This is a genomic window from Paenibacillus sp. oral taxon 786 str. D14 (assembly GCF_000159955.1).
Classification (GTDB): Bacteria; Bacillota; Bacilli; order Paenibacillales; family Paenibacillaceae; genus Fontibacillus; species Fontibacillus phoenicis.
Genome location: NZ_GG695978.1, coordinates 61,513 through 80,024, shown reverse-complemented (window position 1 = coordinate 80,024; position 18,512 = coordinate 61,513). Strand labels below are relative to the sequence as shown.

General features: G+C 56.5%; 18 protein-coding genes. 1 reads left to right on the top strand and 17 read right to left on the bottom strand.

Annotated elements, in window-relative coordinates:
* The first annotated feature begins 84 nt into the window (after window positions 1-84).
* A complete protein-coding gene (rpmB, locus tag POTG_RS12845) occupies window positions 85-273 on the top strand; it encodes a 50S ribosomal protein L28 (RefSeq protein WP_009225259.1) in 189 nt (62 codons plus the stop codon).
* Between the two features lie 158 nt (window positions 274-431).
* Here the strand turns inward: rpmB and spoVM are convergent, their stop codons facing one another.
* From spoVM to dapF, 17 genes are all read right to left on the bottom strand, one after another.
* The gene (spoVM, locus tag POTG_RS12840) at window positions 432-512 is read right to left on the bottom strand and encodes a stage V sporulation protein SpoVM (protein WP_036621610.1); all 81 of its coding nucleotides are present in this window, start codon (window positions 510-512) and stop codon (window positions 432-434) included.
* A 139-nt stretch (window positions 513-651) separates the two neighbouring features.
* On the bottom strand, window positions 652-1,326 hold the full coding sequence (rpe, locus tag POTG_RS12835) for a ribulose-phosphate 3-epimerase (RefSeq protein ID WP_009225258.1): 675 nt from the start codon (window positions 1,324-1,326) through the stop codon (window positions 652-654).
* Between the two features lie 4 nt (window positions 1,327-1,330).
* A complete protein-coding gene (gene rsgA, locus POTG_RS12830) occupies window positions 1,331-2,245 on the bottom strand; it encodes a ribosome small subunit-dependent GTPase A (protein WP_009225257.1) in 915 nt (304 codons plus the stop codon).
* A gap of 32 nt (window positions 2,246-2,277) precedes the next feature.
* On the bottom strand, window positions 2,278-4,446 hold the full coding sequence (gene pknB / locus POTG_RS12825) for a Stk1 family PASTA domain-containing Ser/Thr kinase (protein WP_009225256.1): 2,169 nt from the start codon (window positions 4,444-4,446) through the stop codon (window positions 2,278-2,280).
* Complete coding sequence (locus tag POTG_RS12820) at window positions 4,443-5,216, bottom strand: Stp1/IreP family PP2C-type Ser/Thr phosphatase (protein WP_009225255.1); 774 nt, start codon at window positions 5,214-5,216, stop codon at window positions 4,443-4,445. The genes pknB and POTG_RS12820 overlap by 4 nt, the downstream gene beginning before the upstream one ends.
* Before the next feature lie 6 nt (window positions 5,217-5,222).
* Window positions 5,223-6,269 (bottom strand): 23S rRNA (adenine(2503)-C(2))-methyltransferase RlmN, encoded by a 1,047-nt coding sequence (gene rlmN, locus POTG_RS12815; RefSeq protein WP_009225254.1) that lies wholly within the window; start codon window positions 6,267-6,269, stop codon window positions 5,223-5,225.
* A 153-nt stretch (window positions 6,270-6,422) separates the two neighbouring features.
* The gene (rsmB, locus tag POTG_RS12810; RefSeq protein ID WP_009225253.1) at window positions 6,423-7,943 is read right to left on the bottom strand and encodes a 16S rRNA (cytosine(967)-C(5))-methyltransferase RsmB; all 1,521 of its coding nucleotides are present in this window, start codon (window positions 7,941-7,943) and stop codon (window positions 6,423-6,425) included.
* The gene (gene fmt, locus POTG_RS12805; RefSeq protein WP_036645260.1) at window positions 7,940-8,899 is read right to left on the bottom strand and encodes a methionyl-tRNA formyltransferase; all 960 of its coding nucleotides are present in this window, start codon (window positions 8,897-8,899) and stop codon (window positions 7,940-7,942) included. The genes rsmB and fmt overlap by 4 nt, the downstream gene beginning before the upstream one ends.
* A 10-nt stretch (window positions 8,900-8,909) precedes the next feature.
* Window positions 8,910-9,392, bottom strand: a complete 483-nt coding sequence (def, locus tag POTG_RS12800; RefSeq protein WP_009225251.1) for a peptide deformylase — start codon at window positions 9,390-9,392, stop codon at window positions 8,910-8,912.
* 106 nt (window positions 9,393-9,498) lie between these two features.
* Window positions 9,499-12,063: a primosomal protein N' gene (gene priA / locus POTG_RS12795; RefSeq protein WP_009225250.1), complete on the bottom strand. Its 2,565-nt coding sequence runs from the start codon at window positions 12,061-12,063 to the stop codon at window positions 9,499-9,501.
* Entirely contained in the window at window positions 12,060-13,280 is a 1,221-nt protein-coding gene (gene coaBC / locus POTG_RS12790) for a bifunctional phosphopantothenoylcysteine decarboxylase/phosphopantothenate--cysteine ligase CoaBC (RefSeq protein ID WP_009225249.1), read from the bottom strand. The genes priA and coaBC overlap by 4 nt, the downstream gene beginning before the upstream one ends.
* A gap of 108 nt (window positions 13,281-13,388) precedes the next feature.
* A complete protein-coding gene (gene rpoZ / locus POTG_RS12785; protein ID WP_036645258.1) occupies window positions 13,389-13,613 on the bottom strand; it encodes a DNA-directed RNA polymerase subunit omega in 225 nt (74 codons plus the stop codon).
* Window positions 13,614-13,663: 50 nt separating this feature from the next.
* On the bottom strand, window positions 13,664-14,242 hold the full coding sequence (gene gmk, locus POTG_RS12780; RefSeq protein WP_036645256.1) for a guanylate kinase: 579 nt from the start codon (window positions 14,240-14,242) through the stop codon (window positions 13,664-13,666).
* Between the two features lie 13 nt (window positions 14,243-14,255).
* Window positions 14,256-14,516, bottom strand: a complete 261-nt coding sequence (gene remA / locus POTG_RS12775) for an extracellular matrix/biofilm regulator RemA (protein ID WP_009225246.1) — start codon at window positions 14,514-14,516, stop codon at window positions 14,256-14,258.
* A 53-nt stretch (window positions 14,517-14,569) separates the two neighbouring features.
* Window positions 14,570-15,457: a YicC/YloC family endoribonuclease gene (locus POTG_RS12770; protein WP_009225245.1), complete on the bottom strand. Its 888-nt coding sequence runs from the start codon at window positions 15,455-15,457 to the stop codon at window positions 14,570-14,572.
* A gap of 32 nt (window positions 15,458-15,489) precedes the next feature.
* Window positions 15,490-17,415, bottom strand: coding sequence for a bifunctional homocysteine S-methyltransferase/methylenetetrahydrofolate reductase (locus POTG_RS12765; RefSeq protein WP_009225244.1), 1,926 nt, complete (start codon window positions 17,413-17,415; stop codon window positions 15,490-15,492).
* Between the two features lie 198 nt (window positions 17,416-17,613).
* Window positions 17,614-18,450: a diaminopimelate epimerase gene (gene dapF / locus POTG_RS12760; RefSeq protein ID WP_009225243.1), complete on the bottom strand. Its 837-nt coding sequence runs from the start codon at window positions 18,448-18,450 to the stop codon at window positions 17,614-17,616.
* Window positions 18,451-18,512 lie beyond the last annotated feature (62 nt).

The window sequence follows — 18,512 nt, the reverse complement described above, 5'->3', positions numbered from 1 at the left end:
TATTTAAGTATTGTCAATAACCGTGATATTGTATTGTTAGTGTTATTTTCAAGACAGGTGTATCTGGAACAGGAGGTGTAATGAATGGCTCGCAAATGTTATGTGACTGGCAAGAAGCCAGGCAGCGGTAACCATGTATCTCACGCAAACAATCGCAATCGGCGCTCTTGGGGCGTAAACGTGCAGAAGGTCCGGATCTTGGTAGACGGCAAACCGAAACGCGTATACGTTAGCACTCGGGCTTTGAAATCCGGTAAAGTGACCCGCGTGTAACAGACGGGACGAATTATAGACAAAAAGCACCTTTTCCTATGGAGGTGCTTTTTTACTGCGCTTTTTCCCTTGAAGTCAGCGGCCCAAGCAATCCTTGATGGCGGGAACCGCCAGGCGCGCTCTTCCGCTGCTTGGGGCGGGTTCTCAGGCCCCGCCCGCTAGTTCTTGTGAAACGTGTTCAGTACCGCCTTAACGAATCCTCCCAAAAACTTAGGCAGCTTGAATGTGTAAAATTTCATCGTTCACCCTCCCCATCGTGCTCATGCCTTCACCCATATTCTATGTTTGATGTCATTTACTCGTGTATTCCCGCCACAAAAAAAAAGGCTACATGAGAACCTTCGCTCATGTAACCAATGTATGCGCATCTTGAAGCGCCTATGCCAATCCGGCCAGGCTCTCGCGGATTTCTGCCATCGCAGCACGCCGGTCAGCTTGGCCAAACACCGCATTGCCGGCAACCAGCACATCCGCTCCCGCTTCTACAACCAGCGGCGCCGTCGCAGCGGCGATCCCGCCGTCCACTTCAATCCGCAAATCGTTTAAGCCCAGCTCATCCTTCCAGGCCTTCAGCTGCCGAATTTTGCGCAGCGTTCCCGGAATAAACGCCTGTCCGCCAAAGCCGGGATTTACCGTCATCACAAGTACGAGATCGACGTCCTCCAGCACCTCGCGAACGGCCGAAGCCGGTGTGGCTGGATTAATCGCCACGCCCGCCTTAACCCCTTGCTCCTTAATCAGGTGCAGCACCCGGTGCAGATGCACGCAAGCTTCCGCATGTACGGTGATAAGATGCGCGCCCGCTTTGGCAAAGGCCGGGATATATTCCTCGGGCTTCTCGATCATCAGATGGACGTCCAGCGGCAGCTTGGTCTGCGGAGCAATCGCTTGCAGCACCAGCGGACCAAACGTCAGGTTCGGGACGAAATGGCCGTCCATCACGTCCACATGCAGCCAGTCAGCGCCTCCCCGCTCTACGTCAGCGACCTCCTCGCCCAGCTTGGCGAAATTCGCCGACAAAATCGACGGCGCGATATAGATGTTGTTGCTCATGACGTCAATACCTCCGCTTCTTGTCCTTCATCTCTTCATAGAACTGTACATAATGCTCATAACGGCTGGCGGCGATTTCTCCATTGTCCGCAGCCTCTCTGACCTTGCAGCCCGGCTCATGCAAATGGCTGCAGCCGCGGAATTTACAGCCCTCCGCGTAATCGGCAAATTCCCGGAAGCAGCTGGATAACTCCTCGATCCCTAACTCGAGAAAATCCAGCTGGCTAAAGCCCGGGGTGTCAGCCACGTAACCACCGTTCTCCAGCTCAATCAGCTCGACATGCCGCGTCGTATGACGTCCCCGGCCCAGCTTGAGGCTGATTTCACTTGTCTCCAGCGATAACCCGAGCATCGCGTTAAGCAACGAGGATTTTCCGACCCCCGACTGCCCCGAGAAGACGCTGATCTCCCCAGCCAAACGGGATTTTACCTCCTCGGTTCCCATCCCGGTCACGGAGCTGGTGACAATGACCTCATAGCCGATTGATTCATACATTGCTTTGACCTGGCGAATGATTTCGGGAGTTTCTTCCGCCCCGTCCTCCTCCAGCAAATCCTCCTTGGTGAGGCAGATCAATGCTTGCAGACCAGCGTGCTCGATATGCACCAGAAACTTGTCCAGCAGCTGCAAATTGAGATCCGGCTCCCGCAGGGAGAACAGCAGCACCGCCAGCTTGGCGTTGGCGATCGGCGGACGGATCAGCTCGGTTTCCCTTGGCAGGATTTCGTCCACGGTGCCTTCCCCGTTTTCGGTGGGGGAATAGACCACCCTGTCGCCTACCAAGGGAGTAATGCCTTTCTTCTTAAAAATCCCTCGTCCGCGGCACTGGATATAAGCATCCGCTGCCCCGTCCTGTGCCGTCGCCGGCTTCACGTAGTAATATCCGCTTAATGCCTTCACAATCAAGCCTTCAGGCATATCCGCCGGCCTCGCTTTCATATCGGTCTGACTTAATTGCCATTGCCATGTTTGTTTCGTTTACCCGCCTTTCCTTTACCTTGGGCTGCGCCTTGCTCATTCTGGAGCGAAGCCAGCTTACCGGATAAGATCATGCCGGTATCGGGTGGATTATCACCCGAGTTCATGTCCATTGTGTCCTCATCTTCCGTACCGCCTTGATCCGGGAATTGCGGCACAGGTACAGTTCCTTGCTTCGCATCGATGTACGAGATCGGGTAAGTATCCAGCAAGACGCCGTCGCGCGTTACTGTCACGTAACCGTTCTTGTTCGGCGCCAGAACCAGGTCAACCGACAGGTATTGCGGTTTGCCTACCTTTTGCGTGCCCCATTCGCGCCCTTCTCCACGAGCATCCCCATACACGATCGTATATTTGCTGATTTGGCCTTCCTGTGCAGGTGCAGCCGGTACTTGGAACGTATAGTTGATCGCTTCCTGCGGATAACCGGTGCTGATAAACAACGTCACTTTCGAGCCTGGCACCACCAGGTCGTCCGGGGCATAAGGCCACTGTTTCGTTACTCTGCCCGCCTCGACCTCAAAGCTCGATTCCTCTTTGATTCCGTCTTCAGCCAGCACCAGCCCTGCGTCTCGGATCAATTTTTCCGCTTCCGCTTGCGTCTTGTTCACGAGGTCCGGCATTTTCACCTCAGACGGTCCCTTGCTGACCTTCAGCACGATCGTATCCGTCTCGGGATCAAATTCCTCTCCGGCTTCCGGCGATTGGCTGATGATCATGCCTGGCTCAATCTCGCTGTTGTTTTCCTCCACTTTCCGCACGCGGGCCTCGTCTACGCCAAGCTCTTTCAGCTGCTGCAGCGCATCATCATAGTTTCCCGTTAATGCCGGCATTTTTGCCAGCGGCTTCTCCGTGCTCACCTTCAAGTCGATGACTGAGCCTTCCTTGACCATCGTCCCCTCCGGCTTGCTCTGCTCATAGACGATCCCCTCGTCCACGCCTTCTTTGTATTCCCGGGTGATCTCCCCAACGGCAATCCCTTTATCGGTCAGGGTCTGAATCGCCTGTTCCTCGTGCAGATTAAGCACGTTTGGCACCGCGACTTCTGGGACGGTCACCAATTTCGTCACGTACCAGGCAACGCCGGCCAAGGCAAGCAGGACGACCAGCGTCAGGCTGACCCAAAGCGCCGGCTTGCTCCAAGCCTTTTTCTTAGGAGCGCTCTCCCGTTCCTCCACCATCGCCGCTCCGCTGTCGCGGGACAGTTTGGACGGCCCTGCCGCCACACCTTGAGGTTGATGCTGCGGACGGATCGCCGGAATGATTCGCGTGCTGTCTTCGTCATGATCATCTATAAAGGCCAATTTCGATTCCATTCTTCGTTCCGGCAACAAGCAGGTTTCCAGGTCGCGCAGCATCTCTTTGGCAGACTGGTAGCGTTCGTTCGGATTTTTCCGCATCGATTTCAAGATGATGTTCTCCACGCTTTGCGGAATCATCGGATTCACCATACGCGGCTCATCGAATTGCTCCTGCAAATGCTTTAATGCTACGCTGATTGGGCTTTCACCAAGGAACGGCAACCGACCGGTCAGCATCTGGTACAACACGATCCCCAGCGAGTACAGGTCGGATTTCTCCCCAGTGGCTACGCCTTTCGCATGCTCCGGCGAGAAATAATGCACCGAGCCCACCACTGAGCCGGTTTGCGTAATGGTCGCCGACGTGACGGCACGGGCAATCCCGAAATCGGTCACTTTGACGCGTCCGTTTCGTCCAATCAATATGTTATGAGGTTTGATATCCCGGTGAATAATTTGGTTATGATGGGCGTGGTCCAGCGCATCGGCGATTTGCGACGCAATGCGAACGGCTTCTTCAACCTGCAGCGGGGCCCGCTCCTTAATAATTTCGTTGAGATTCTGCCCTTCAACGTATTCCATCACGATGTAATGGATCTCATCTTCTTGTCCAACGTCATACACGCTGACGATATTCGGGTGCGACAAGGATGCAGCAGACTGCGCCTCCCGGCGGAAACGCCGGATAAATTCCTCGTCGTTCACAAATTGTTGACGCAGCACTTTGATGGCCACGTAGCGGTTCAGCAGCAGGTCCTGCGCTTTGTAGACAAGCGCCATGCCCCCTCCGCCGATCCTCTCGATAATTTGATAACGACCGCCCAATTCGTGTCCGATCATGAATTCCACTCCTTTTTGCCCGACCCGGCATCCTCATGTTGTTCCAGCAGGGCAACGCTAATGTTATCGTCGCCTCCTGCGCTTAGCGCCAGCTGGAGCAATCGGTCGGCCCGGCCCTGTAACCCAAGATCTTCTGAGCCAAGCGTCAGAGCCATTTGTTCCGGTGTCACGTAGTTGCTGAGCCCGTCGCTGCAGAGCAGCAAAATATCCCCCGGCTCCAGCGATACCCGGTTCATGTCGACCTCGACTTGCTCATCGGTTCCCAGCGCGCGGGTCACGACATTCCGATGCGGATGCACCGTTGCCTCCTCAGCGCTGATCTGATTGTTCTTGAGCAGCTCGTTGACCAGCGAGTGGTCATCCGTCAATTGGATGAGCTGGCCCTGCCGGAAATGGTAGGCCCGGCTGTCGCCGATATGAGCGATTACGCCGTCGCGGCCTGCAAAGATCCCAGCGACAACCGTGGTGCCCATACTATGGTATTCCACATGCTCTGACGCTTTGCGGAATACGGCTTCGTTGGCGTGAAGAATCGCCTTCTTCAATTCTTCCCCGCAAGCCTCCACCGACAATCCTGTCGGCAGCGCCCCCAAATCCTCGGTAATGGTCTCAACCGCCATGCGGCTGGCAATGTCTCCAGCCTGATGGCCGCCCATTCCGTCCGCGACAATCGCCAGCGTGTATCCCGATTCCAGCTGGTCCACCCATGTGCAGTCCTCATTGACGGAACGGACTCGTCCCACATCACTTACAAAAACACAATTCATCATATTCGCTCACCTCGCACCAGACTCCATGTGCTTCGCCCGCAGTTGTCCGCAGGCAGCGGCAATATCATGGCCTTGCTCCCGGCGGATCGTCACATTGATGCCTTTATCCGCCAGTATGCGCTGAAACTTAAAAATATCGTTACGCGACGTTCTCACGTATTTGCGCTCCGGCACATAGTTGACCGGAATCAAATTGACGTGGCAAAGCATATCCTTGATCACGTCGGCCAGTTCCTCCGCATGCTCCGGCTGGTCATTCACCCCGCCGATCAGCGCGTACTCGAACGTAATGCGGCGGCCGGTTTTGGCGATGTAGTAGCGGAGCGCCTCCATCACGTCGTCAAACGGAAAGCGCCGGTTGACCGGCATCAACTTCGAGCGGAGCGCATCATTTGGCGCATGGATCGAGATCGCCAAGTTAATTTGCGTGTTCTCGTCCGCAAACCGGTAAATGTTCGGGACAATCCCGCTCGTTGATACAGTAATATGCCGTTGTCCGATGTTCAAGCCCTTTTCATGGATCATAATCCGTAAAAATTTCATCGTGGCATCATAGTTTTCAAATGGCTCGCCGGTCCCCATGATCACGATGCTGCTGACGCGTTCGCCTTTGGCGTCCAGAATCTTTTGCGCCTGCACGACCTGGGCGACGATTTCTCCCGGCGTCAGATTCCGCTTCAGCCCCCCTAATGTCGAGGCACAAAACGTACAGCCGACCTTGCAGCCGACCTGGGTGGTCACGCAGATGCTGTTGCCGTAGTTATGCTTCATAATGACCGTTTCAATAGCATGATCATCATGCAGCCCGAACAGGAACTTCACCGTTCCGTCCTTGGATTCCAGCTTCGTAATCTCCTGCAGCGTAACGAACGCAAATTCGTCAGCCAGCTTCTGCCGAAGCGCCTTGGACAGGTTGGTCATCTCATCGAAGGAGCTGACGCGTTTCACGTACAGCCAATCGAAGATCTGTCCGCCGCGAAACGCAGGTTCTCCCTGCGATACGGCCCATTCCTGTAATTCTTCCAACGTATAATCATATATAAAAGGTTTCATTTTCACACACCTGTCCATATCTATTTTGAAAAGTTGCCCACTCATTCTTCCCATTTTATCATAAATTGACTTCCGACTAAAGTCGACCTTCCCGCCGCAGCGGCGCAAAAAGGCCAAGCCCGCCGTTTCGAGCGGCTGCTTGACCTTGTCATGTCAATCCTTCTCTATCAACTTCCTGCGGAGTCGAGCAATATAAAATCCGTCCGAATGGGCGTCCTGAGGCAAAATCTGCAGCCCAGCCTCGACCCGCCCAGCGGCAGCTGCCAAAGCACCGCGCTCCTTCCAGCTGATCGGCTCATCCGCCAGCTCGAATTCCGGATGGCGGCTCAGGAAGGAGGCGACCATCTCGGCATTTTCGCGCGGTTCAATCGTGCAAGTGCTGTAGACGAGCAAGCCGCCCGGCTTCAGCAGCCCGCTCACCGAGTCGAGCAAAGTCCGCTGGACGCCGGCGATCTCCGTCACGTCCTCCGGCTTCTTCGCCCACTTCAAATCCGGCTTGCGGCGGATCACGCCAAGTCCGGAACAAGGAACGTCCAGCAAAATCCGGTCGAAGGAAGCTGCCTTCAGCCGCTCCGCGAGTTGCAGGGCGTCGCCCGATAACGTATCCACGTTGTCCAGCCCTAGCCGCTTGGCATGGTCCTCGATCAGCTTCGCCTTGTGCGGATGGATGTCGTTCGCCAGCACCCGGCCGCGGCCCTCCATGATCTCAGCGATATGGCATGTCTTGCCGCCGGGCGCAGCGCAGCAGTCCAGTACATTCATCCCCGGCTGCGGATCCAACGCTTCGGCAACGAGCATAGAGCTTTCGTCCTGTACGGAAATCAAGCCTTCCCGGTACCAGGAGGTCAGCGCCATATTGCCGCCGCTGTGGACCACAATGCCGTCCGGCGAGATCGGCGAGGCCGAGGCTCGCAGCCCTTGCTCTTCCATGAGGCGCAGCACCTCGTCCCGGCTCGCTTTCGTGCGATTAACCCGAACGCTGACCGAAGGCGGCTCATTGTTGGCACGGCAAATCGCTTCTGCGGCAGATTCGCCGTATTGCTGGATCCAGAGCGCGACCATCCATTCCGGATGGGAATGCTCCAGGGCGATGCGCTGCACAGGGTCCAGCCCCTCCGGCAAACGCAGCTCCTCTTTGCGGCGCAGCACGTTGCGAAGCACACCGTTCACCATGCCGGAAATCCCCTGATGTCCCTTGCGTTTCGCCAGGTTCACCGCTTCGTTCACGGCCGCATGCGGAGGGATCCGGTCCAGATATTGCAGCTGATAGAAGCTGAGCCGGAGCAGATTTCGCACCCAAGGCGCTAATTTCGCCAGCCCCTTCGTCACAAACTGCTCGAGAAAATAATCGATCGTGTTAAGCCGCTGAATGGTGCCGTAGACCAGCTCGGTTGCAAGACCTGCATCCGGTCCGGTTAATCCGGACTTTTGCAGCGCCCCGTTGAGCAGCAGATTGCTGTAGGCGCCCTCCTGCTCAACGGCGGTCAGCACCTGCAGCGCTACGCTGCGGGCCGACGCAGCCGCCTGATTTCGGCCCCGCCCGCAGGATGAAGGCGTGCCAGACGGCTGAACCGAACCCTGGCCGCGGCTGGCTTGTCCAGCTGCTTTCGCACCGGTTCCAGGTCCCTTGCCTCCGCCCGAGCCTAAACCCGGCCGCTTTCCTGCGCCGCTCATGACAAGACCGTCCCGACTTGCATCACGCCGCCGCGAATGAAATCGCTGGCCTCCATCGCCTTCTTGCCTGCGGGCTGAACCCGAGTCAGCCATACCGCGCCGTCCCCGGTTTTCACTTTGATGCCCTGTGACGAAAGCTCAAGCACCGTCCCCGGCGCTGGTTCAGACGTCGACGCGGCCCCGCCCGCAGAAGTTCCTGCCTCCGCAGGCTTGGCCACCGCCCAAACCTTAAATACCTCACCGTTCCAAGTCGTAAACCCGCCGGCAAAAGGCACCAGCCCCCGCACGCGATCATAAATTTGCCGCGAGGTCGCGCTCCAATCGATGCGCTCATCCTCCCGTGTCAGATTTGGTGCATAAGTCGCTTCCGCATCGTTCTGCGGAATCCGCTCCGCCTTACCCTCAAGGATCAGCGGAAGCTGCTCCAGCAGCAGCCGCGCCCCGGCTTCGCTCAGCTTCTCGAACAACGTCCCCGACGTATCCTCATCGTCGATCGGCACCACCGTCTTGGCGATCATATCGCCGGTGTCAAGCCCCTCGGCCATGTACATCAAGGTGATGCCCGTTTCTTTCTCGCCGCCCATAATCGCCCGTTGGATCGGTGCCCCGCCGCGGTATTTCGGCAGCAGCGAGCCGTGCACGTTCAGGCAGCCGTACTTCGGCAGGTCCAGCACGCCCTTCGGCAGAATTTGCCCGTACGCCGCAGTGACGATCAAATCGGGCTGCAAAGCGGCGACCTCGGCCACCGCCTCCGGCGCACGCATCCGCGCCGGCTGCAGCACGGGAAGCCCATGACGCAAAGCGGCTTCCTTGACCGGCGTTGGCGTCAGCACTTTTTTGCGCCCCTGCGGCCGATCCGGCTGCGTGACCACGCCTACGACGTTGTACCCTTCGCGCAGCAGTCCTTCCAGCGAAGGCACCGCAAACGCTGGCGTCCCCATAAATACGATATTCATCGGGCGCTGTTCACTCCTTCTCTTCACCCTCAGGGGTAATCTCGTACACTCTTTCCGCAATGTCCGTATACAATACGCCGTTCAGATGGTCGATTTCATGCTGGAACGCGCGCGCCAGCAGCTCGGAGCCCGTATAAGTCACTTCGTTGCCATTGCGGTCCAGCCCTTTGACGGTGACGGTCATGGCACGGCGAACATCTCCGCGATACCCCGGAATGCTGAGGCAGCCTTCCGGTCCGAATTGCTCGCCTTCCTTGGACACGATCTCGGGATTGATCAGCTCAATCAGCCCGTGCTCATCGCCGACATCAACCACGATCACCCGCTTGAGGATGCCGATTTGCGGTGCAGCCAGACCTACGCCCTCCGCGTCGTACATCGTATCCGCCATATCCGTCAACAGTTTTTGAATATTAGGCGTAATCTTCTTCACTTCTTTAGCTACCTGATGTAGCACTTCATCCGGTTCCTTAACAATAATCCGAATCGCCATGATGGCACTCCCTTTCCCGTCTTCACTTTCATAGTTTCTTTTGCTCTTTCCCTATTTTATCCCAAATATATGCTAGCGGATGAAAAATGGATCATTTCTTCCGTGCTTACATCAGCATTTGCGGATCGACATCGATACTGATCTGAAGCAATGCATCGCGCCATTGGTCCAGCGTCGCCGCTGCTGTCTCCTGGACCAGGCTCACCGCATCAAGGTCGCCGCGGTATTTCACCATGCACTGGATCCGATAGCGGTTCTTGATACGCGGGATCGGCGAAGCTACCGGGCCAAGAATGTCCAGCGCCGCCGGCACGAACCGGTCCAGGCTGCCGAACCATCCCTGGCGCTGGGCTTTCGCCCGCAGGTCGCCGGCAAAATTCTCAGCCATCCGCAGCAGCAGCGGCAGCTTCTCATGCGACAGCGTAACCAGGATCAGCCGGCTGTACGGCGGATAATGCATCGTCTTACGCGTCTTCAGCTCCTCGCGGACAAACGATAAATAATCGTGGCCGCTGGCGTGTACGATCGAATAATGCTCCGGCATGTAAGACTGGATAAATACCTCTCCGGGCAGCTGGTGCCGCCCTGCGCGGCCGGCAACCTGCGTGAGCAGCTGGAACGTTTTCTCCGCCGAACGGAAATCCGGGAAATTCAGCGCCGTATCCGCCGCGATTACGCCAACCAGCGTCACGTCAGGAAAATCCAGCCCCTTTGCTACCATCTGCGTGCCTAGCAGTACATCGCCTTTTTTCTCGCGGAACGCCTGCAACAGCTTCTCATGGGCGCCTTTTTCGCTAGTCGTGTCAACGTCCATGCGAATGACGCGGATGCCAGGAAACAGCTTGGCCAGCTCCCCTTCCACCCGCTGGGTTCCAGTACCGAAATAACGGATATGCTCGCTGCCGCATTCCGGGCAAACAGACGGTGCGGCTTCCGCATAACCGCAATAATGACAACGCAGGTTGTTTGACTTCTGATGATAGGTCAACGAGATGTCGCAATTCGGACAACTCGCCACATATCCGCAGGTCCGGCACATCACAAACGTCGAATACCCACGCCGGTTCAGCAACAACACGGTTTGCTCGCCGCGCTCCAGGCGGGCGGCAATGCCTTGATGCAGCGCGCGGCTGAACATCGAGCGGTTGCCTTCCTTCAGCTCCTCGCGCATATCGACGATCTGAACGCCGGGCAGCCGGCTGCCAGCCGGACGCTGCTTCATCTCCAGCAGGATCGGGGCAAACTCCCCGAACTCGCCGCCTCCGGAACGCGCCGCGTGGTAGCTTTCCAGCGACGGCGTGGCCGAACCTAGAATCACGGCGGCCCCATGCTGGCGGGCCCGTCTCACCGCCACATCGCGGGCATGGTATTTTGGCGTTTCCTCCTGCTTGTAGGAGGTTTCATGCTCTTCGTCCATCACAATCAGACCAAGCCGGCTGAACGGGGCGAAGATGGCCGAGCGCGCGCCAATCGCCACTTCCACGCGGCCTTCGCGGATTTTGCGCCATTCGTCGTACCGTTCGCCGGTGGACAGGCGGCTGTGCAGTACCGCCACCTTCGCGCCAAAGCGCCCCTTAAACCGTTCAACCATTTGCGGGGTTAGCGAAATTTCCGGCACGAGCACGATCGCCTGACGACCCGAAGCGATGCAGCGTTCGATCGTCTGCAAGTACACCTCGGTTTTGCCGCTGCCCGTCACGCCGTGCAGCAAGAACACTTCATGCCGCTGGGCGTCCAGCGTTTCCGCGAGACGGCGGTACACCAGCTCCTGCTCCGGCGTGCGCGGCAGCGGCTCGCTGCGTTGGAAGCGCCGGCCTTGGTATGGATCGCGGAACACCTCGACATCCTCGATGACGGCAAAGCCCTTCTCCGCCAGCTTCTTCACGGTACCGGCGGTCACCTGCAGCGTCGACAGGACATCTTGAAGCGACTGCGGCAACCCAACCTCCAGCAAGTATTGCAGCACTTCCTTTTGCCGGCGCGCCTGCGGGCCAAACGACGCGAGCGCCTCCTGCGCCGCCTGACCGCTGACAGCGGCAGCAACGGTTTTGACCGTCTTCTTGCGCACCTTGTCCTTGATCGCCTGGCTTTCCGTCAGCACGCCCCGGGCCAGCATATCTTTGATGAGGCCGGCAGCCTCCGGATATTTAGCCCCAAGCTGATTCATCGTGACGGTATCGGAGGCCCGGACGAAACGTAAAATTTCCTCTTCCTCAGGCGTGAGCAAATGTGGGAACGTAAAGGCATGGTTTTCGCCTTCTGCCCGTCCATCCGCCCCGGTCAATGCCCCTTCTTCAGCTGCGTCATCCGCCACACGAATATACCGCTCGGCCTTGCCCTTCAGTGCCGCTGGAATCATCGCTTGCAGCGCTGCAATCAGACTGCAGGCATATTTGCGGCTCATCCACTCCGCCAATTCCACCAGGTCCGGCGGCAGCGGCGGCATCATGTCAAGCAGTTCCTGAATCGGCTTCATCCGCGCCGGGTCCATCTCCGGCTGCTCATGTAAGGACACGACAAAGCCCTGAACCGTACGGCGCCCGAACGGAACACCTACCCGGCTGCCCACCTCGATCCAGCCGGCCATCGATTCAGGGATTAAATAGTCAAAAGGCCGGTCGGTTTCCCGGCTCGGCACATCAACAATCACTTTGGCCATACGGTAGGTCATCGGTCATTTCCCGCCAACCGTTCGGCAGCCAGCTCCATAATCTGCAACGCCACCTCATCCTTGGTCATCTGCGGCACAGATCGAACTAAGCCGGATGCGTCGTAGATGTTCACGATGTTGGTTTCGGAACCAAATCCCGCTCCCTGCACGGTCACATCGTTAGCAACCAGAAGATCGCAGTTTTTGCGCTTCAGCTTATCCATGGCGTGCTGCTCCACATTTTCCGTTTCGGCGGCAAAGCCGATCAGGAACTGCGTTGTTTTTTGCTTGCCTAGGGTCTCCAGGATATCGATGTTTTTTACGAGCTCCAGCACAAGCGAATCCCCGGTTTTTTTGATCTTCTGTACGGCCGCTTCCTTCGGCCGGTAATCCGCTACGGCGGCGGCCTTAACGAGGATGTCGGTATTCGCCCATGCCGCCTGCACCGCCTCAAACATGTCTTGAGCCGACTGTACGCGGGTAACCGGAATGCCGACCGGAGGCTCCACCTGCGTATGCCCGGCGATCAGCACGACCTCGGCACCAAGGCGCTGCGCCGCTTTGGCGATGGCGAAGCCCATTTTTCCCGAGGAATCGTTGGTGATATAGCGAACCGGGTCAATTCGTTCCACGGTCCCTCCCGCGGTGACGACGACTTTTTTGCCGGCCAAAGGCTTCTGCGCGATGCGAGCTCCCCGTGCAAAATAATCCTTCACCACCCGGACGATCGTCTCCGGCTCCTCCATCCGTCCTTTCCCGACATATCCGCACGCCAGGAGGCCTTCGCCGGGCTCGATCATCATGACGCCGCGCGCCGTCAGCTCCGCCATATTGCGGACAACCGCCGGGTGCTCGTACATGTGCACATTCATCGCCGGTGCCAGCATAATCGGCGCCTGGGTCGCCAGCAGCGTCGTCGAGAGCATCTCATCTGCGATCCCCGCCGCCATTTTGCCGATGATATTTGCGGTGGCCGGAGCGACCAGCACCAGATCAGCCCAATCCGCTAAATTAATATGTGCGATGGATTCGGCGTGTTTTTCGTCAAAGGTATCGGTGTATACGAAATTTTTCGATAACGCCTGCATCGTCAGCTCTGTGATAAATTTGGTTGCAGATTGGGTCATAATGACGCGGACCTCCGCGCCTTCCTTCACCAGCTTGCTGCACAAGGATGCCGCTTTAAACGCGGCAATGCCGCCGGTCACGCCTAATAAAACCTTCTTGCCGGTTAACATCGCTACCCCTCGCTTTCCCCAAACGAAAAAAATAACAACCTCGCGGTTGTCGTAAAAAGAAGCCCGGAGGCCTTTCGTATATGCTTTGTTCTCTGAGTTAGTCTGGAATTAGTCTTTGTTGATCTCTTCCGACACTACGTCATCTTGTTTCAGCTTAATGTAGTCCCCGTAGATCTCTTCGAGGGCAATGCCCACTGGCTTGTGCGACTTCGGTTGCTTCAGTTCGCTCTTCTCGCCTTCGCGCAGCTGTCTCGCGCGCCGGGAAGCCGCAACGACCAAAGAGTATTTGCTGCCGACTTTTCCAAGCATCTTGTCAATCGATGGATACAGCATGTTCAAAAACACCTCTTCTTATTTGGACTCATCGCCATATGAAGCGTTAGCTAGTACGACTTTCGGATTCTGCAATGCTCAGCGATGATAATGGATTGTATTCTCTGGCAAGCTAAATCGATCTCGTCATTGACGACGGCGTAATCATAATTCTCCATCAGTCCGATCTCATGGGCCGCCACGCTCATGCGGTGATCGATCGTCGCCTGGTTCTCCGTTCCCCGACCTTGAATCCGGCCTTTCAGCTCATCAAGCGACGGGGGAAGCAGGAACACGAACACGCCCTCAGGGAATTTCTCCTTAACCTTGAGCGCCCCCTGAACTTCGATTTCCAAAATGATATCTTTCCCGCCAGCCAGCGTCTCCTCCACGAAATCGCGGGGAGTCCCGTAAAAATTGCCTACGTACTCCGCATACTCCAGAAGCTGATCGTTCTCGATCATTTCCTGGAATTGCTCACGGGTTTTGAAAAAATAATTGACGCCGTTCTCTTCCCCCGCCCGGGGTTGCCGTGTGGTGGCCGAGACGGAATAAACCAGCTCCGGCATCCGCTTGCGCAGCTCAGTGCATACTGTTCCTTTGCCAACGCCAGACGGTCCGGATAATACGATAAGTAACCCTTTAGACATAGCTCTCTCCATTTTATTCGTCGTTGTCTTCTTCCTTGGTGGACAAACGATGAGCGACGGTCTCTGGCTGTACCGCCGATAATATCACATGATCGCTGTCCGTGATGATCACCGCGCGCGTACGCCGCCCGTATGTAGCATCGATCAGCATGTGGCGATCTCTCGCCTCCTGAATGATCCGCTTGATCGGCGCAGACTCGGGGCTGACGATCGATATGATCCGGTTGGCCGATACGATATTACCGAAGCCGATGTTAATAAGTTTAATTGCCATATTCAGGTAGTTCCCCCTAATTTGCTTGACTCACCCGGCGCCGGGTAGATGGCTTACTCGAGATTCGCCGCCTGCTCGCGGATCTTCTCTAACTCGGCCTTCAACTCGACAACCAGGTTGACTAGAGCCAAATGATTGGCTTTAGATCCAATCGTATTGGTTTCCCGGTTCATTTCCTGTATGAGAAAATCCAGCTTGCGCCCTACCGGTTCATAAGCTTGAAGCAGACTGCGGCACTGTTCGAAGTGGCTCTTCAGCCGAATCAGCTCCTCATCGATGTTAGACCGGTCCGCAAACACGGCCACTTCCATCGCAAATCGCTGCTCGTCGTAGTTCCCCTCCAACAGTTCGGCTAGCCGATTTTTCAGACGGCTCCGGTACTCTTTCACGACTTCCGGAGCCAACCGAACCATTTCGCCGTGGATCGCTTCCAGCCGCTGCAGTCGCTCACCCAAATCGGCGGCCAAATGCTTCCCTTCCCGTTCCCGCATACCTAAAAGCCCAATCAGCGCTTCCTCCAAGCCTTCGGTCAGCACCTGTTCCCATCCGGGATCAGCACTGCCGGCCGGGGCTGCTTCCTCGGGCGTCGTCAAGGCATCCGGCAGGGATAGCAAATCTCTGGCGCTTAGCTTCGCGTCGACACCATAGTGCTTGGCGAGCTCACCCGCTGCCTTTAGGTACGCTTCGACGACCGGACGGTTTAATACGTAAGGAAGGGTGCCGGATTCATCGCGTTCTTTACTGATGTATACATCAATGCGTCCCCGTTTGATATGGCGCTGAACCAGGCGCCTTAGTCCGTCTTCGTAGCACGTCCATTCCCGCGGCATCCGCAGAACAACCTCAGCATACCGATGGTTGACGGACTTGATTTCAAATTGGACGACGTAACCGCCATACGATCTGACGGCCCCACCGTACCCAGTCATACTGTGCGACATAGGCATCACATCCGTTACCCTATTGTAATTGATTATGACAACCGAGACAAGTGGGCCGAGTCCCGTTTGGACTTCTCGCGAATATAATTCGTTAAAGCGACATTCATTTCATAGAACATAAACGGCGTCATGAGATAAATTCCGTTAAAATGCTCCATCGCCGTGTCGAGCAGCTCTTTGGCGATCTCGACGCCCATCGCCCGCCCCTCTTCGCCTTGCAGTCCTTCCATCCGCTTGCGGACTTCATCCGACAGCTGGATTCCGGGCACCTCATTATGCAAATATTCGGCGTTTTTGCCGCTGGCCAGCGGCATAATGCCGATGAAGATCGGCACGTCCAAATGCGCCGTCGCCTGCTTGATCGCCACGATCAGCTCCGGATCGTATACTGGCTGGGTCATGATGTAATCGGCGCCGGAAGCGATCTTCTTCTCCAATCGCTCCACCGCTTTGTGCAAATGCTTCACATTCGGATTAAACGCAGCGCCTACGACGAATTTGGCTTTTTGCTTCAAAGGCTTCCCGGAAAAAGAAATCCCTTCGTTCAGCTGCTTGATCATGCGAATGATTTCAAACGACGTCAAGTCGTACACAGAACTCGCTCCCGGCAGATCGCCAAAGCGGGCAGGGTCGCCCGTCACAGCGAGCACGTGGTCGATGCCCAGCGCATCGAAGCCCATCATATGCGATTGTGTGCCGATGAGATTGCGGTCCCGGCAGGCGATATGCACCAGCGGTCTCAGGCCGAGCTGAGATTGGACAAGATGTCCAAGCGCCATGTTGCTCATCCGCGTTACGGCCAGCGAGTTATCTGCCAGCGTGAGCGCATCGATGCCCGCCTCTTTCAAAGCGGCTGCGCCCTCCATGAATTTCCCGATATCCAGGTCGCGCGGCGGGTCCAGCTCAACGATGACGGTATGCCGCTCTTTCACGAGCTCGGTCAAGCTCGGAAGCTTGCGATTCTCCCCGCCGCCGGAAACAGCACCCGTTTCGCTGGAGCCCGCAGGCACCGCATTCGGCTGCTCGTTGAGCGATACGCTAGCGGATAGATGCGGTTCAGGCAGCTTCCGTTCCTTCGCCAGCGGCTGAGCGGCATACCCTTCCAAGGCCTTGGCCATGGCGGCGATATGCTCCGGCGTCGTACCGCAGCAGCCTCCGATCAATCTCGCCCCCAAATCGGCAAAAGCACGGGCGCACTCCCCAAAATAATCGGGAGTCGCTCCATATACATATTCTCCATCGATATAGTCCGCCAAACCTGCATTTGGGAAAACGGACATCGGCACGTTGAGCGGCCCCTCCACGTCGTCCATGACACCCATGATTCCTTTTGGACCGGAATGGCAGTTGAAGCCAACCACGTCTGCCCCTTCTTCAACCAGCGCTCCAAACGCCTGCGGAATCGTAAATCCGTCCAGCGTGCGTCCGATTTGATCGACGGCGAACTGGCAAATGACCGGAACATCCGTCAGCTTGCGGGCTTGTCCCAAAGCGATCCGCATTTCCCCAAGGTCGTAAAACGTCTCGAACAGCAGCGCATCCACCCCTTCGCTCAGCAAGGCAGCAATTTGCTGCTCGAAGTATTTCCCGAGCTCTTGGACGGTGACGTTCGCCCGCTTGCCGCCGCGGATGGAACCAACCGCTCCCGCGACATACGCACGTTCGCCCGCCGCTTGCTTGGCGATCCGTACCGCAGCCCGGTTGATGTCCTCCACCTTGGCCTCCAGTCCGAATTTGGACAATTTATAGTAATTCGCCGAAAACGTATTGGTTTCCAGCAGCCGTGCCCCGGCATCGAGATAACGGCGATGGATGTCGCCGATCACGTCGGGGCGCAGCAAATTAAATTCTTCATAAGAAATGCCGACCGGAAAACCCAACTGGTACAAATACGTCCCCATGGCCCCGTCGCCGACAATAATTTCGCGCTCCAAAGTCGTACGCAAATCCGGTTTCATGCTTCTGCCCCCTGACTGCCGTGATGTTATATCGCTGTATGAATCAATCCCGGCGCAAACTATTATCATATTAATTTATCATAAATCGCTCCGATTGATAAGGTATCGTTCCCGAATATCGCTGGCAGTTATCGTAAAAAAAGCCGGGTCCCCGATCAGGGATCCCGGCAATCGTTCCATCCTAATTTAATGAACCTCTTATATTTCGACGCTGCCTTTGTACACCGCTTCGGCCGGCCCCGTCATGTATACATGATTGTCGCGTTCATCCCATTCGATAAACAGGTCTCCGCCCTTGAGTCCAATCCAGGCGGCACGATCCGTCAATCCGTTCAGTACGGAGGATACCAGTGTGGCGCAAGCACCAGTACCGCAAGCCAGCGTTGGGCCCGCCCCGCGTTCCCATACGCGCATCTCCACCCGCTGGCGGTTCGTCACGGTGGCGAACTCTACGTTGATCTTGCGCGGGAAGTACGGATGTACCTCCAGCTTTGGTCCCCATGTCGTCACATCGAAATTCGGCGCATCATCCACATAGATGACGCAATGCGGATTGCCCATAGAGACGGCCGTAAACTTAAATTCCTGGCCGTTCGTCTCAATCGGCTGGCTCACCACCGGATTCTGATTCAGCGTCGTTGGGATCGTCAGGCCGTCCAGGATCGGTTCGCCCATGTCGACCCGCACCGTTTTGACCACACCGTCCTCGACCTGCAAGGTCACTTGCTGAACGCCTGCTCCCAACGTTTCAATCGTTACGCTGTCTTTATCCACCAGACGGTTGTCGTAGACGTATTTGGCTACGCAGCGAATCGCGTTGCCGCATTGTTCAGCTTCCGTGCCGTCTGAATTAATGATCCGCATTTTGAAATCCGCTTTGTCCGACGGGAGAATAAACACCAATCCGTCTCCGCCGACGCCAAAATATCGGTCACACCACCGAATCGCCAGTTCAGATACGTTATCCGGCAGCTGTTGTTCACCATAAAATACGAGAAAGTCGTTACCTAGTCCATGCATTTTTGTAAATTCCATGCTAACCCCACTCCTGCATCGTTGGATGATAGGGTTAGTCTAGCTTTTGCCAGGTTCAAAAG

Bases quoted from the DNA above. Each gene is read 5' to 3' on its own strand.
- rpmB (WP_009225259.1), top strand. From the start codon at position 85: ATGGCTCGCAAATGTTATGTGACTGGCAAGAAGCCAGGCAGCGGTAAC.
- spoVM (WP_036621610.1), bottom strand. From the start codon at position 512: ATGAAATTTTACACATTCAAGCTGCCTAAGTTTTTGGGAGGATTCGTT.
- rpe (WP_009225258.1), bottom strand. From the start codon at position 1,326: ATGAGCAACAACATCTATATCGCGCCGTCGATTTTGTCGGCGAATTTC.
- rsgA (WP_009225257.1), bottom strand. From the start codon at position 2,245: ATGCCTGAAGGCTTGATTGTGAAGGCATTAAGCGGATATTACTACGTG.
- pknB (WP_009225256.1), bottom strand. From the start codon at position 4,446: ATGATCGGACACGAATTGGGCGGTCGTTATCAAATTATCGAGAGGATC.
- POTG_RS12820 (WP_009225255.1), bottom strand. From the start codon at position 5,216: ATGATGAATTGTGTTTTTGTAAGTGATGTGGGACGAGTCCGTTCCGTC.
- rlmN (WP_009225254.1), bottom strand. From the start codon at position 6,269: ATGAAACCTTTTATATATGATTATACGTTGGAAGAATTACAGGAATGG.
- rsmB (WP_009225253.1), bottom strand. From the start codon at position 7,943: ATGAGCGGCGCAGGAAAGCGGCCGGGTTTAGGCTCGGGCGGAGGCAAG.
- fmt (WP_036645260.1), bottom strand. From the start codon at position 8,899: ATGAATATCGTATTTATGGGGACGCCAGCGTTTGCGGTGCCTTCGCTG.
- def (WP_009225251.1), bottom strand. From the start codon at position 9,392: ATGGCGATTCGGATTATTGTTAAGGAACCGGATGAAGTGCTACATCAG.
- priA (WP_009225250.1), bottom strand. From the start codon at position 12,063: ATGACCTACCGTATGGCCAAAGTGATTGTTGATGTGCCGAGCCGGGAA.
- coaBC (WP_009225249.1), bottom strand. From the start codon at position 13,280: ATGTTAACCGGCAAGAAGGTTTTATTAGGCGTGACCGGCGGCATTGCC.
- rpoZ (WP_036645258.1), bottom strand. From the start codon at position 13,613: ATGCTGTATCCATCGATTGACAAGATGCTTGGAAAAGTCGGCAGCAAA.
- gmk (WP_036645256.1), bottom strand. From the start codon at position 14,242: ATGTCTAAAGGGTTACTTATCGTATTATCCGGACCGTCTGGCGTTGGC.
- remA (WP_009225246.1), bottom strand. From the start codon at position 14,516: ATGGCAATTAAACTTATTAACATCGGCTTCGGTAATATCGTATCGGCC.
- POTG_RS12770 (WP_009225245.1), bottom strand. From the start codon at position 15,457: ATGTCGCACAGTATGACTGGGTACGGTGGGGCCGTCAGATCGTATGGC.
- POTG_RS12765 (WP_009225244.1), bottom strand. From the start codon at position 17,415: ATGAAACCGGATTTGCGTACGACTTTGGAGCGCGAAATTATTGTCGGC.
- dapF (WP_009225243.1), bottom strand. From the start codon at position 18,450: ATGGAATTTACAAAAATGCATGGACTAGGTAACGACTTTCTCGTATTT.